Origin of the sequence: Avibacterium endocarditidis, assembly GCF_965138825.1 — a bacterium.
Lineage (GTDB): Bacteria > Pseudomonadota > Gammaproteobacteria > Enterobacterales > Pasteurellaceae > Avibacterium > Avibacterium endocarditidis.
The window spans coordinates 1-14,816 of the sequence record NZ_CBCSDH010000014.1 but is presented as its reverse complement, the minus strand read 5'-3'; the positions used below and the strand labels follow the sequence as shown (position 1 = coordinate 14,816).

Here is a 14,816-nt window from a genome sequence, read left to right as displayed (position 1 = left end):
AGCATAATATTTCAAAAACAAGATCAAGATCACAAAAATATTGAAACAATGTTTTGATAGTTATTTTTATGATACCGATCATAAGGATTCTTGGTTTGATTATTCATAATAAAGAAAAAATCATAAGGATCGCCTATGACATTTTCTTTGATCATTATTCTTATTTTATGCGGTATATTGACTAACCTGATGTCAGCCATTTTTGGTATTGGTGGTGGGGTGTTGATGGTGCCGATTTTGCACACGCTTTTTCCGCAAATGCCTATTCAAATGATTTCTGCCACATCGCTGACTATCGTGATGGGATCAGCGTTAATTAATTTATTTTACTTTCATAGACTTAAAATTCAGATCGATAAGAAAAAATTGCTACTTTGGTCGTTAAGTATGATCCTTGGCGTACAGCTTGGATTTCATCTTAGTTTTGAAGTTTCCGACAACGTGATTATTGGGGTATTTGTGATTACGCTAACGGTGCTGGCATTGAAGACGTTTTTACATCAGCGCAATGAGAAAAAGCAACAAACACAGAAAAATGATAGTCTGCGTGGTAGTCTTTTCTGCTTTTTTGGTGGAGGAATCGCTGGAATTACTGGGATCGGCGGCGGTTCGATTATGTCGCCATTAATTAGCCAGTTGCCGAGTGTAAACATTAAAAGTGTAGCGGTTTACACTAACTATATGATGGTGATTGGGGGTATTGGCAACCTGTATGGCTATTTAGCCAAAACGCCCGAGGTAGTGATTCCTCATTCCTTGCAAGTTGGCTATGTGAGCTTCTCTACTGTGTTGATTGTAGTGCTAAGTTCTTTTTTTATGAGTTTTGCCAGTATGAAAATTCGTGGCATTATCAAAGAAGACACGGCGCGCAAATTGCTCGGTATGATCTTACTTTTTATTGCCTGCTATATGCTAATATTGCGCGTAATACAAGGATAAATCTCATAGGATATGAAAATGCTTGAACAGATGAATTTAAAAAATTGTCAATATAATCATTTAGTTGCCCTTGAGAAAGGCACACAAATCTATCGCCAAGGGGATACCGCACAGTCTTTTTATTTTGTCAAAAATGGGCTAATCGGGTTGTATCATACCCTTGAAAATGGCAAAGAAAGCTTGGTCAGAATTTATAAAGCGGAGGATTATTTTGGTTTTCGCACGCTTTTTGGCGATAAAAAATATCACTGCACTGCGAAAGTGCTAATGGAAGCTGAAATAATCAAAATCACGCCGCAAGATGTTGATTTATTCTTTTTAGATAATCCTGAAACCATTCGTTTATTATTCCAAATTTTATCCAATGAATTACGAGATGCGGAAGATCGCCTTGCCAAAAGCGCTTATTTAAAAAGCCTTGATCGAGTGATTGATGGCATTTATTTCTTAAAAGAAAACTTCCCTGAATACCGCTGGACACACCGTGAAATTGGTGAATACGCTGGCTGCGAAACAGAAACCGCTATTCGTATTAGTCGGGATTTGCGTAAAAAAGGGTTGTTATAAGGTATAAAAAACGGCAGCTTTCGCTGCCATTGATTTTTCTATTCTAGTTTACTATTACATCACTTCTTTAAACAAAGAGGGTTCTTCTTTTAACCCGCGATTTTCTTCCGTTTCTGGCTCAAGATCGAGTTTTGCCATAAGCAGTTGATCGCCGTCTTCCTCAGGGTTTTCAGTAACGAGCAATTTATCGCCGTAGAAAATGGAATTTGCCCCTGCCATAAAGCACATTGCTTGCATTTCTTCCGACATTCCTTGACGACCTGCGGATAAACGCACATAGCTTTTTGGCATTACAATGCGAGCCACGGCGATGGTGCGAACAAATTCTGTCCAATCTAATTCTGCCGCTTCTGCCAATGGCGTGCCTTCCACTTTCACTAATTGGTTGATTGGCACAGATTCAGGTTGTGGATCAAGATTCGCAAGGCTGGCGATAAAGGCCGCGCGCTCTTTGCGAGTTTCGTCCATTCCAACAATCCCGCCACAGCAGACTTTTAAGCCAGCTTTACGCACTTTGCCAAGGGTATTAATGCGATCATCAAATTGGCGTGTGCCGATGATTTTTTCGTAATGTTCTGGCGCAGTGTCGATATTATGGTTGTAATAATCTAGCCCAGCTTCTTTCAGATCTTCAGCCATTCCGTCTTGCAATAAGCCAAATGTGCCGCAGGTTTCTAAGCCAAGCGCTTTCACCGCTTTGATAATGGTGGTGATTTTTTCAATATCTTTTGGCTTTGGCCCACGCCACGCCGCCCCCATACAAAAACGGCTTGCGCCACGAGATTTTGCCACTTTCGCCTTTTCCACAATTTCATCAACATCAATCAGTTGCTGATTTTGCACGCCCGTTTGATAACGCGCCGATTGCGGACAATAACCACAATCCTCTGGGCAGCCACCAGTTTTAATCGACATTAAGGTGGAAAGCTGAATCGCGCGCGGATTGAAATTCTCACGATGAACCTGTGCAGCACGGAACACAAGATCTAAAAAAGGCGTTTCAAATAAAGCTTCCACTTTACACACTGACCAGTATTCCAACGTTGGGTGCGGTGTTAAAGAGGGAATTTGAATGTTTGTGGTTGTCATAAATTATCCTTGTTGTAAAAAGTGCGGTCTATTTTAGACTTAAATTTTTAATTCGGGTAATGGTTTATCACTAATCCTACCATTTTCAACCACCAAAAGGCGATCAATTTTTCCTGTTAATTCATCAGGTTGATGCGTCACAATAAGCAAAGTCAAGTTTTTCTGCTGGCATAACTTATCCAATAAATGCAACATTTCTTGGCGTAAATGAGGATCAAGGGCGGAAAAGGGTTCATCAAGCAATAAAATAGGTTTATCGCGCAACAGACAACGCGCCAAGGCGACACGTTGTTTTTGTCCGCCTGAAAGGGCATTAGGCAAGCGATTTAAAAACTCCCCTAATCCCACCGCACTTGCCACTTTCGCCACCTTAGCTTTTTCTAACTCGCTAAGATTTAGACTTGGTTTTAGCCCTAAAGCAATATTCTGCGCTACCGTCAAATGAGTGAACAAATTATTCTCTTGGAACAGCATTGAAACAGGGCGTTGATGAGGGGCGCTAAAGGTGTGATTTTGCCCGTTGAGCCAAATTTCCCCTTTGTCCGCCAATTCAAATCCTGCAATGAGGTTGAGCAAGGTGCTTTTTCCTGCCCCACTCGCCCCTACAATGGCCGCCCGTTGTCCTGCGGGGATATGCAGCTTAAAGTGCATTGGTTGATTGGGGTAATGAAAATAAGTATCCAGTTTAATCATCGTGTTGCCTAAATCATAAAACGAAAGAATGTGGTAAACATACCAAAATGCAAAGATAAAGTGCGGTGCAATTTTTTCAAATTTTATCTTTGCCCTGCCTTTGCGAACGCTCAATCAGCACGAATAATGCGCCACATAACAATAATAAAATCAAGGCGGTAACGCTCGCTTCTTGCATACGATATGAGCCTAATTGCTGATAAAGCAAATACGGCAGAGAGATAAAATCTTGATTGCCGAATAAAGCAATAGCGGTGAAATCTCCCAAAGATAAAGCACAAGCCAAGGCGAAAGCATATCGCATTGGGGTGTTGATAGCTTGCCATTCCACCCATTTCCAGCGTTGCCAACCTTGCACGCCGAGAGATTGGCAAAGGCGATCATATTGCATATTTTGATACATTGGCACAGAAAGCGTGCGGATCACAAAAGGCATCGCCAAAATGCCATTACAAAATGCCACAATCAGCAATAAATGCCACGGCTGAAAATCCATTGCTTGCAAGCGAATAAACAACCCTAGCGCCACCACCAAGGTGGGGATCGCAAGCACGATCATTCCCATATTGCTAATTAAATTGGCGCAATAGCGGTGATGTTGCCAAGCTAAACGGCGAGCCAAAAAGAGCAATGCCATTGAAAATAAAATCGCAAATAGCGCAGAACATAAGGCGATACTTAAAGAATAGCCTAAGGCGCGCCATAACTGGGGATTGGCCGCCACTTTTTGCCACGCTTGCCAATCTAACCCTGCCACCACCATATAAAGCAGTGGGGAAAAGAGAAAAATCAGCACGCTGCTGACACAAAAAACTTGCCAAATTTGCACCGCACTTGTTTGTTTTTCTCGCCAAAAATGACGCAAATTAAGCTGGCTCGGATCTTTGCTGTTAAACAAACTGCTAAGCGCAAGCAGTAGTACGCAAAACCCGCATTGCAATAACGCGAGCATCGCGGCTTTCGGCAAATCAAACTCAAACAAAATGGCTTGATAAATTGCCACTTCTAAGGTGGTGTAAGCCGGACCGCCGCCAAGGGTTAGCACAATGGCAAAACTGGTGAAGCACAGCATAAAAATTAAAGTAAACGCTGGCAAAAACTGTTGGCGTAAGTAAGGTAATTCGATCAAACGGATAAATTGCCAACCACGGATATTTAATTGTGAACTGAGCTGCCGTTGCTGATTGGGAATACTTGAGAGCGCTTGCAAAAATAAACGGCTGGCAAGAGGGATATTAAAAAATAAGTGCGCAATTAAAATGCCACTCAAGCCGTAAATATTAGGTTTCCAATCAATCTCAAGGGTGGAAAGTAAGCTTGCCAACCAGCCTGAATGTCCGTAAATCCCGAGCAAACCTAGCACCGCCACCAAGGCAGGCAACACGAAAGTGAGAGAAAATAATTTTAAAATCAGTGATTTGCCACGGAAATCTTGGTAAAAAAATGCGCGCGCAAAAAACAGCCCAACCAGTACAGATAAAAACGCCGATAAAAAGGCTTGCCCAAAACTAAATGCGATAACGTGACGCACATAGCTATCTTGCCAAAGTGTCGTCCATTGATGATCATTGCCAACATTTAACACCGCACTTAAGGCAAACAGATAAAATGCGCCTAACAGCAAAATCACGCCAATTCCCCCAGCCATTGACGACAAGGGGAATTTTTGCAAGTTACGGCGAATTATTGTGTTAAGCTGGCTTGCCAAGTGTTCGTCCATTGTTTTAATTGCTCTGCATTGACGCCACTACCCAAGGTGGTTTTGCTCTGCTGCGCTTGTTTTAAGGCATCAAAGTGCGGTTCAATTTTTTCATCAATTACGGCAAACATCACATTTTTTTGTGAAATTTGGCTTTGTGCCTGCGGTGAAATCAAAAATTGCATAAAGGCATCTGCACAAGCATTTGGGTGATTTGCCATTCGTGCCGCGGTTTCAATTTGTAATACTTGCCCTTCCGCAAAATCAGTGGCGGCGTAATTGGCATCTTTATCATTTAATAAGTGATAAAGCGGTGATGTGTTATAGCTAAACACTAAATCCGCTTCGCCTTTTAAAAATGCGCCATAGGTTTCCGACCAGCCTTTGCCTACAGTAACGGTGTGGCTAGCGAGTTTTTTCCACGCTGCCGCCACATCATCACCATAAACTTCATTCATTAAGATCACTAAACCACGCCCCACACCACTGGTGCGCGGATCTTGGTAAATGACGCGAAGTTGTTGGTTATCCACTAATTCTTTTAGGCTTTTTGGTGGATTTGGTAATTTTTCTTTATGATAAACAAAGGCATAAGCACCAAAATCATAAGGTAAGAACACCTTGTCTTGCCACTTCACTGGCAAGGAAAGTTGTTCCGTTGGTACGCTATTTTCGGCAAATAATTGTGTTTTTCTTGCTTCCTCAAGCATTGTTTGATCTAAGCCTAGCACAATATCTGCTTTGCTCTTTTTTCCTTCAAGACGAATGCGATTAAACATCACGCCTGTGCTATCAAAAGGCACATAATTTACCTGACATTGCGGGTGAGCTTGCTCAAACAAGGCTTTCACTTTCGGGCCTGCGCCCCAATCTGCGCTAAAGCTATCATAAGTGTAAACTTGCACATTTTGCGGGCTTTGTGCCGCCATAAGGTGGGTACTAAAAAGTGCGGTAAGAAAAGTAAGAGAAAAAGATTTTTTGAATTGCATAGTGTTTCCTTCCATAAAAAACGACCAGCAATATTGACGCAAACAGCAAAGAAATTAGTTTCCTACGTCAGTATTAACTGTATCAGGTTCACGGGTATGATCTCAGCTATCAAGCACCCCGACTAATCTGAGCCTTTAGCTCGGCTTTCAGTGTAGTAATTTTCCGTTGCCAATGCAATCTATGTGTTTAAAAATTCTCAAAATTTCTTTATAGTTAGCAATAAGTTAATCATTCATAAGGATAGGCTATGGCATTTTCTGTTCCCCACCTTGAGGATACCTTGCAAGCACTGGCAGCGAGTTTAATTCAACACTTCCCCGAACAGTATAATGAAGAAATTTACACACAAATTGCTGTGCAGAAAAATGATCCCACGAGCCCGATTGGCAAGTTGGCGCAAGGCATTGCAATGTCTGATTTTGTGGCAGAAACCTTAAAAAAACAACCGCACTTTTTGCACCGATGTTGGCAGCAGATCCCCACTTTAGAAAATAAGGACTATTATCGCCAAGCCTTGCAAGATTTGCTTGAAAGCATCAATGATGATGCCCAACTGTATCGCCAACTGCGTCTGTTTCGCCACCGTGAAATGGCAAAACTGAGCCTGTGTCAAAGCCTAAATCTCGCCACCGTAGAAGCGGTTTTTGTTCGCCTTTCTCAACTGGCAGAAGCCATTATTATCGCTACTCGCGATTGGCTTTATCAGCGCACTTGTGCAGAAATGGGAACGCCAATGGACGCGCACGGTGACCCACAACAACTTTATATTTTAGGAATGGGAAAATTAGGCGGATTTGAACTCAATTTTTCGTCTGATATTGATCTCATTTTCACCTACCCTGCCAATGGGGAAACCCAAGGGGCAAGGCGTTCCATTGAAAATAGCGTGTTTTTCACTCGCCTTGGGCAGCGCCTTATCAACGCCCTTGATCAATATACGCCCGATGGTTTTGTGTATCGCACGGATATGCGTCTACGCCCTTTTGGGGAAGCCGGTGCATTGGCGCTAAGCTTTACCGCGATGGAGCAATATTACCAAGAACAAGGGCGCGATTGGGAACGCTATGCGATGATCAAAGGGCGAATTTTGGGGGCTGATCCGCAAGATCCGAATGTGAAAAACTTGCAAAATTTGCTCCGCCCTTTTGTTTATCGCCGTTATATTGACTTCAGTGTGATTCAAGCGTTACGCGAAATGAAAGGTAAAATTGAGCGAGAAGTGCGCCGCCGCGGTTTAGTGGATAACATTAAACTTAGCGCAGGGGGGATTCGTGAAATTGAATTTATCGTGCAAGTTTTCCAGCTGATTCGTGGTGGTCGTGAAATCAAATTGCAGCAGCATTCTCTGCTTAATCTCTTACCAGAATTAGAAAAATTAGGCCTGCTTAGCCCAAATGAAAAACAAGATTTGCAACAAGCCTATGTGTTTTTACGCCGTGTGGAAAACGTGCTGCAAGCCATTGATGATAAGCAAACGCAACTTTTGCCAGAAAAAGAACTGGATCGCCAACGCCTGATTTTTGCGGTACAACATTACCTTCAATGGAACAATGAAAAACAACCAATCATTGTGGAAAACCATCTCACCAGCTGGGCAGATTTTTATGCGTTATTGCAATCTCACCAACACAAAGTGCGGTCGGTTTTTTCCCAATTAATTGGCGAAGAAAATGATAAGTCCACGCCAGAAAATAGCCAATGGGACGATTTTTTAGAAACGGATCTCAATGATGAAGACATTCAACAGATGTTGCAACAAAATGGCATAAAACTGGAAGAAAATGCACCGCTCTTACAACGCCTTGCTCAGTTCCGCATCGAGCTAGCGCGCCGTCCTATCGGCACAAGGGGGCGTGGTGTATTGGCGCAATTAATGCCAATGTTGCTGACACAAATTTTCCAGCATCAGGCCTATGAAACCTTGCTGCCACGAATGTTGGATATTGTGGACAAAATTCTCACGCGCACCACCTATTTGGAATTATTAGTAGAAAATCCACAGGTGCTAAATCAGCTCATTGAGCTGTGTTCGCAGTCGCAACTGATTGCGCAACAAGTGGCGCGCTACCCGATTTTGCTTGATGAATTGCTAGATCGCAACGCGTTGCTTAATCCTACCCATTTTAGCGAATATCGCAGCGAATTAAAGCAATATCTGCTCCGTTTACCGCAAGATGATGAAGAACAATTTATTGATGCCCTACGTCAATTTAAGCAAAGCACCTTGTTGCGCGTAGCGGCTGCCGACATTTTGGGAGCGTTGCCTGTAATGAAAGTGAGTGATCATCTCACCTATTTAGCGGAAGCCATTATTAATGCGGTGGTGAATTTAGCGTGGCAACAGGTTTCCGCACGTTTTGGCGTGCCAGAGTTTCTCGCTCCGAATGAAAAAGGCTTTTTGGTTGTTGGCTATGGTAAATTGGGCGGGCTTGAGTTGGGCTATAAATCTGATTTGGATTTGGTGTTCTTGTTTGACGGCAGCCAAACCGGGCAAACCCAAGGCGGCAGAAAAGTGATTGATAGCAATCAGTTTTATCTCAAGCTTGCTCAAAAAGTCATCAGCATTTTTAGTATGAATACGAATGCGGGCATTCTTTACGAAGTGGATATTCGCCTACGCCCTTCAGGTGATGCGGGATTGCTTGGCTGTTCATTGAGTGCTTTTGAAAATTATCAGCTGAATGAAGCTTGGACCTGGGAAAAACAAGCCTTGGTGCGCAGCCGTGCGGTTTATGGCGAGCCTGCCTTGCGCCAACGCTTTGAGCAAATTCGCCACAAGGTGCTGACTGCACCACGGGATCTTGAGCAACTCAAGGAAGATGTGAAAGCAATGCGCGAGAAAATGTATCAACATCTCGCCAATAGCAATCCTGATGAATTTAACATTAAAACCGATAAAGGCGGCATTACAGATATTGAATTTATCGCCCAATATTTAGTGCTGACTTATGCGCCGAAATACCCGAGCTTAACCACTTGGTCGGATAACGTGCGGATTTTTGAGTCAATGGCGGAAATTCCTAATACGGAAAACCAAAGTACGGAACACCAAAGTGAAGAAAATACAAGTGCGGTGCTAAATTTTGAAATTTCTGAGCAATTAAAAAATGCCTACACCAGCCTGCGCAACCGCATTCATCAGCTAAATTTACTTGGCTTGCCTGTTGTGGTTAGCCAAGTAGAATTTCAATCTGAACGCCAATTCATTGAAGAAATTTGGCGGACGTTGTTTGATTAGCTACGCATTTTATTGGCTAACTCAACAATTTTCACGATCACCCTTGTGGCGTCCCACATTCCTTCAAGGGTGGTCAATTCTTGCTTGCTATGAAAATTATAGCCGCCAGTAAATAACATTGGACAAGGAATCTGTTTTTCTGCCAATTTCGCACCGAGATAACCTGAGCGAATTGGGGTGAGAATTGGCTCAATATCACATTGTTTCATTGCTAAATCGGCAAGCTGAATAGATTTTGGTTGCTGTTTGATAACTTCGCCCATATTGCCATATTGATCTTCAATGCTTAACTGTGCTTTTTTTCTTAAACGTTTTTTGCGATTAAAATCCACAATCATCATTGCCAAAAATGCTTTACGCTGTTCAAAACTCACCGCATCAAAATCACAAATTAAGTAGCGCATTTCCACTTTCTCAATGTCGCCCGTTAGACTTTCTAAATGGAAAAATCCCTGCTTACGCTCTGTTTTCTCTGGCACTTCTTGCGCTGGTAGCCCCTTTTGAAATTCACAAGCTAAAGTGAGCGCATTACGCATTTTGTCTTTGCCTACGCCAGCTTGAATATTGCGTCCATAAAGGGTTACAGTAGCGGTGGCGACATTAACATTTTCATAACCCAAACTGCCCACACCCTCTCCAGCAAGGCAATATGCCCAATCACAAGTAAATTTCTCAAAAGGAAAATGTTTCATTCCCTGCCCAGTTTCTTTGTCTGGCACAAAGGCAAGGCGAATGTTGCAATGGGAAAGATGATTTTGCTGCAAAATATGAAGTGCGGTCAGAATTTCTGCTATTCCTGCTTTGTTATCTGCCCCTAACAAAGTTTTTCCGTCACCAACCACTAAAGTTTTTCCAATCAATTTTTGCAAAAATGGGTGATATACCGGGCTGATAAATTCTTCCCCTATGCCAAGAGAAATATCACCGCCACGATAATTTTCAATCACTTCAGGCAAGGCGTGTTTGCTGCTACATTGTGGTGAAGTATCAAGCTGGCTAATAAAGCCAATGGTCGGCATTTTAGCGCTAACATTGGAAGGCAAAAATGCGGTGAGAATACCTTGTTTCGTTAATTCAATTTGTTGCAAACCGAGTGCAGAAAGCTCTTGTTGCAGAAATTTAGCCAACTTTGCCTGCCCAGTGGAGCTAGGAATAGGCTTGGTATTAAATTTCCCTTGCGTGTCAAAACTCACATAGTTCAAAAAACGTTCTAATAATCCTTCTTGATATTGTGTGCTGTTTTCCATAATCATCTTTTCGTTTGCAAAAAATCGTTGCGTTTTATTCTAACTAGACGCTTAACTTGAGGTATTGATATATAACAAAATTCAACGCAATTTTTTTAGTCAAAATATGATTAATTGCTTTTCATTATGGGGCGTTCGCTATATCATTAGCACTTATTTCTATACATTGATTGTTCAACCAATTTTCTTAGGGAGAAAACCAAAGCTAGTGGAAAATTCAGTTCAAACCAAGCCGATTATTGAGCTTCGTTCTTTAACCAAATCTTATGGCGACAAAACGATTATTAATGGTTTAAATCTTACCATTAACAATGGCGAATTTTTGACAATTTTAGGGCCATCAGGCTGTGGTAAAACCACGGTGTTACGCTTGATTGCAGGATTAGAAGATCCTAACGGCGGTAAAATTATTCTGGACGGTCAGGATATTACTGATGTGCCAGCAGAACGCCGTTTTGTGAATACGGTATTCCAAAGTTATGCCCTGTTCCCGCATATGACGATTTTTGAAAACGTGGCTTTCGGTTTGCGTATGCAGAAAGTGCCAAATGCGGAAATTAAACCGCGCGTAATGGAAGCCTTGCGTATGGTTCGTTTAGAAGAAATGGCGGATCGCAAGCCTAATCAGCTTTCTGGTGGTCAGCAACAACGTATTGCCATTGCAAGAGCGGTGGTAAATAAGCCAAAAGTGTTGTTATTAGACGAATCGCTTTCCGCATTGGATTATAAATTGCGTAAAGAAATGCAAAATGAACTGAAAGCCTTGCAACGTCAATTAGGCATTACCTTTATTTTCGTTACCCACGATCAAGAAGAAGCTTTAACAATGTCTGATCGTATTATCGTGATGAACAAAGGGAATATTGAGCAAGATGGTACACCACGCGAAATTTACGAAGAGCCGAAGAATTTATTCGTGGCGCGTTTCATTGGCGAAATTAATGTTTTCAACGCTAAAGTGATTGAGCGCGTGAGCGAAAAAACCGTAAAAGCCAACGTGGAAGGCCGTATTTGTGAGATCTATACGGATTTACCAGTTCAACCTGATCAGCATTTGAAAGTGCTTTTACGCCCTGAAGATATTGTGATTGAAGAATTAGACGAAAATGAGCAATCCAAGGCCATTATCGGACACGTTTCTGATCGTAACTATAAAGGTATGACGTTGGAATCTAGCATTATTCTTGATCATAACAATATGAAAGTGTTAGTTAGCGAATTCTTCAATGAAGATGATCCGCACATTGATCACTCCGTAGGACAAAAAGTTGCCCTAACTTGGCACGAAGGCTGGGAGGTTGTGTTAGACGATGAAGACAGCTAATTCTGGATTTCAAAAAATCACCATTACCACCATTTTTGCGTGGTTAATTTTCTTTGTGCTTGCGCCAAACTTATTGGTGCTTGCGGTGAGTTTTTTAACCCGTGATAGCAGTGATTTTTATGCCTTACCATTTACCATTGAGAACTACACGCGTTTATTTGAACCGCTGTATGCGCAAGTGGTGTGGAATTCTCTTTATATGTCGGGCATTGCGACCATTATTTGTTTAATCATTGGCTACCCTTTTGCCTTTATGATTAGCAAAATTAAGGAAAAATATCGCCCGATTTTGCTCTTTTTAGTGGTATTGCCATTCTGGACGAACTCATTAATTCGTATTTACGGAATGAAAATTTTCCTTGGTGTAAAAGGGATTTTAAACAGCACCTTGCTTACCCTTGGCATTATTAATGAACCAATTCGTATTCTTAATACGGAAGCGGCGGTGATTATTGGTTTAGTCTATCTATTATTGCCATTTATGATTTTGCCATTGTATGCAGCCATTGAAAAGTTAGATTACCGCTTATTAGAAGCAGCGAAAGATTTAGGCGCGAACAGTTTCCAACGCTTTGTTAAAGTGATTATTCCACTCACAATGCCAGGCATTATTGCAGGCTGTTTATTAGTGTTATTACCTGCAATGGGAATGTTCTATGTGGCGGACTTACTCGGCGGTGCGAAAGTATTGCTTGTGGGTAATGTAATCAAGAGTGAATTCTTAATTTCTCGCAACTGGCCATTTGGATCAGCGATTAGCATTGGTTTGACTATTTTGATGGCGTTACTCATTTTTGTATATTACAAAGCAAGTAAATTAATGAATAAGAAAATGGAGTTGGAATAATGAGCCGTTTACTACGTAATGTTTTTATGTTGGTGGTGTACGCTTATTTGTATATCCCAATTATCATTTTGGTGACCAATTCGTTTAATGCAGATCGCTACGGATTAAGCTGGAAAGGCTTTAGCTGGAATTGGTATGAGCGTTTATTTAACAATGATACCCTAATTCAAGCCGCGTTCCACTCTGTAACTATCGCCTTTTTTGCGGCCACTTTTTCCACTATTTTGGGTGGCTTAACGGCGATCGCCTTGTATCGCTATCGTTTCCGCGGTAAACAGGCGGTGAGCGGAATGTTGTTTATCGTAATGATGTCGCCGGATATTGTAATGGCAGTGTCTTTGCTTGCCTTATTTATGATCGTTGGTATCTCACTCGGATTTTGGTCATTGCTTTTAGCGCATATCACTTTCTGTCTGCCTTATGTTGTAGTAAGCGTGTTCTCTCGCTTGAAAGGATTTGACGCAAAAATGCTTGAAGCAGCGAAAGATTTAGGCGCAAGTGAAGTAACCATTTTGCGTAAAATTATTTTGCCACTGGCACTTCCTGCCATTGTTTCAGGCTGGTTATTAAGCTTTACTATCTCTCTTGATGATGTAGTGGTGTCTTCTTTCGTAAGTGGCGTAAGCTACGAAATTTTACCACTGAAAATTTTCTCATTGGTAAAAACAGGGGTAACGCCTGAAGTTAACGCCCTAGCCACCATTATGATTATTTTCTCTCTTGCTTTAGTGGTATTAAGCCAAGTTGTGGCGAAAAAAGATAAATAGCCCAAATGGGAAAATAATACTTCACAAATAAGCATAGACAAAATAGAATACGCCTTGACGCTGTCAAGGCGTTTTTTTATTCATATTTTGCCAAAACAAAATATGCCCCTAACCCTCTTAACAGGAGAATGATAGAAATGAAAAAATTTGCAGGTCTTTTCACAGCCGGAATGATCGCAGTTACTTTAACAGCTTGTAATGATAAAGAAACAAAGAATGCGGACACCAAAGCACCAGCTAACGATACCGTATATCTTTACACTTGGACAGAATATGTTCCAGATGGTTTATTAGACGAATTTACCAAAGAAACTGGCATCAAAGTCATTGTTTCAAGCCTTGAATCTAACGAAACAATGTACGCGAAATTAAAAACACAAGGTGAAGCCGGCGGTTACGATGTTATCGCACCTTCAAACTACTTTGTGTCAAAAATGGCACGTGAAGGTATGTTAATGCCATTAGATCACAGCAAATTACCTGTTATCAAAGAATTAAACCCAGATTGGTTAGACAAACCTTACGATAAAGGCAACAAATATTCTTTACCACAATTATTAGGTGCGCCGGGTATTGCCTATAACACCAATGATTACAAAGGTTCTGACTTCACCTCTTGGGGCGATTTATGGAAACCTGAATTTGCAGGTAAAGTACAATTACTTGATGACGCGCGTGAAGTGTTCAACATTGCCCTATTAAAATTAGGTCAAGATCCAAATACTCAAGATCCAGCAATCATCAAACAAGCTTACGAAGAGTTATTAAAATTACGTCCAAACGTGCTTTCTTTCAACTCTGACAACCCAGCTAACTCATTCATCTCAGGTGAAGTGAACGTGGGTCAATTATGGAATGGTTCTGTGCGTATTGCGAAAAAAGAAAATGCACCTTTAGATATGGTATTCCCGAAAGAAGGCCCTGTGCTTTGGGTTGATACCCTTGCAATTCCTGCAACAGCGAAAAATCCAGATGGCGCGCACAAACTTATTAACTATATGTTAGGTGCGAAAACAGCAGCGAAATTAACAGAAGAAATTGGCTACCCAACATCAAATGTTGAAGCGTTAAAATTACTTCCAGATGAAATTACTAAAGATCCTGCTATCTACCCAACACAAGAAGTGTTACAGAGCAGCTACTGGCAAGATGACGTTGGCGATGCTGTTCAGTACTATGAAGAGTATTACCAAAAATTAAAAGCAGCGAAATAATTTCTTGCACAAATAAACCTCGCTAAATGCGAGGTTTATTTTTTCCTATATTCAAAAACTTATTAAAATTCCACCGCACTTATTCTTTTTTATTGCTGAATAGAATAGTTTAGCTCAGTTAAAATAACGCTGATAAAAATAATTTCTTATAATCATTTTTTAATTTTTATATGGTAATAATTACATAACTATAATTGAATAC

Annotated in this window: 12 protein-coding genes and 1 riboswitch; of the genes, 7 read left to right on the top strand and 5 right to left on the bottom strand. The window is 41.3% G+C overall.

The genetic code is table 11. The features are described 5' to 3' along the window. Positions 1–135: 135 nt before the first annotated feature. Positions 136–939, top strand: a complete 804-nt coding sequence (locus ACNAV8_RS08700) for a sulfite exporter TauE/SafE family protein (RefSeq protein WP_415777581.1) — start codon at positions 136–138, stop codon at positions 937–939. A gap of 18 nt (positions 940–957) precedes the next feature. Beyond that, positions 958–1,506 carry a Crp/Fnr family transcriptional regulator gene (locus ACNAV8_RS08695; protein ID WP_245872521.1) on the top strand — a complete coding sequence of 183 codons (549 nt, stop codon included), beginning with the start codon at positions 958–960 and terminating at the stop codon, positions 1,504–1,506. Positions 1,507–1,560: 54 nt separating this feature from the next. Here ACNAV8_RS08695 and bioB read toward each other — a convergent pair whose 3' ends face one another. The 4 genes from bioB to thiB form a co-directional block, all read right to left on the bottom strand. After that, complete coding sequence (bioB, locus tag ACNAV8_RS08690) at positions 1,561–2,595, bottom strand: biotin synthase BioB (RefSeq protein WP_103854970.1); 1,035 nt, start codon at positions 2,593–2,595, stop codon at positions 1,561–1,563. A 39-nt stretch (positions 2,596–2,634) separates the two neighbouring features. Beyond that, a complete protein-coding gene (thiQ, locus tag ACNAV8_RS08685) occupies positions 2,635–3,288 on the bottom strand; it encodes a thiamine ABC transporter ATP-binding protein (protein ID WP_415777580.1) in 654 nt (217 codons plus the stop codon). Positions 3,289–3,364: 76 nt separating this feature from the next. Then, entirely contained in the window at positions 3,365–4,936 is a 1,572-nt protein-coding gene (gene thiP / locus ACNAV8_RS08680) for a thiamine/thiamine pyrophosphate ABC transporter permease ThiP (protein WP_415777593.1), read from the bottom strand. 35 nt (positions 4,937–4,971) lie between these two features. Next, positions 4,972–5,976: a thiamine ABC transporter substrate binding subunit gene (thiB, locus tag ACNAV8_RS08675; protein WP_415777579.1), complete on the bottom strand. Its 1,005-nt coding sequence runs from the start codon at positions 5,974–5,976 to the stop codon at positions 4,972–4,974. A 42-nt stretch (positions 5,977–6,018) separates the two neighbouring features. Next, a riboswitch (TPP riboswitch) is annotated at positions 6,019–6,107 on the bottom strand. 117 nt (positions 6,108–6,224) lie between these two features. On the opposite strand from thiB, the gene glnE reads away from it, so the two are divergent. After that, positions 6,225–9,215 carry a bifunctional [glutamate--ammonia ligase]-adenylyl-L-tyrosine phosphorylase/[glutamate--ammonia-ligase] adenylyltransferase gene (gene glnE / locus ACNAV8_RS08670; RefSeq protein WP_415777578.1) on the top strand — a complete coding sequence of 997 codons (2,991 nt, stop codon included), beginning with the start codon at positions 6,225–6,227 and terminating at the stop codon, positions 9,213–9,215. On the opposite strand, the gene pepT is transcribed toward glnE, so the two are convergent. After that, on the bottom strand, positions 9,212–10,462 hold the full coding sequence (gene pepT / locus ACNAV8_RS08665) for a peptidase T (RefSeq protein ID WP_103855556.1): 1,251 nt from the start codon (positions 10,460–10,462) through the stop codon (positions 9,212–9,214). The two genes, glnE and pepT, sit on opposite strands and share 4 nt — an antisense overlap. 208 nt (positions 10,463–10,670) lie before the next feature. Here pepT and potA point away from each other — a divergent pair, with 208 nt between their 5' ends. The 4 genes from potA (at position 10,671) to ACNAV8_RS08645 (ending at position 14,614) form a co-directional block, all read left to right on the top strand. Further along, positions 10,671–11,786, top strand: a complete 1,116-nt coding sequence (gene potA / locus ACNAV8_RS08660) for a spermidine/putrescine ABC transporter ATP-binding protein PotA (protein ID WP_103852693.1) — start codon at positions 10,671–10,673, stop codon at positions 11,784–11,786. Next, complete coding sequence (potB, locus tag ACNAV8_RS08655) at positions 11,773–12,633, top strand: spermidine/putrescine ABC transporter permease PotB (protein WP_103855555.1); 861 nt, start codon at positions 11,773–11,775, stop codon at positions 12,631–12,633. The genes potA and potB overlap by 14 nt, the downstream gene beginning before the upstream one ends. Next, positions 12,633–13,400, top strand: coding sequence for a spermidine/putrescine ABC transporter permease PotC (gene potC / locus ACNAV8_RS08650; RefSeq protein WP_103852687.1), 768 nt, complete (start codon positions 12,633–12,635; stop codon positions 13,398–13,400). The genes potB and potC overlap by 1 nt, the downstream gene beginning before the upstream one ends. A 137-nt stretch (positions 13,401–13,537) precedes the next feature. Further along, positions 13,538–14,614 (top strand): extracellular solute-binding protein, encoded by a 1,077-nt coding sequence (locus ACNAV8_RS08645; RefSeq protein WP_415777577.1) that lies wholly within the window; start codon positions 13,538–13,540, stop codon positions 14,612–14,614. The last annotated feature ends 202 nt before the right edge of the window (positions 14,615–14,816 follow it).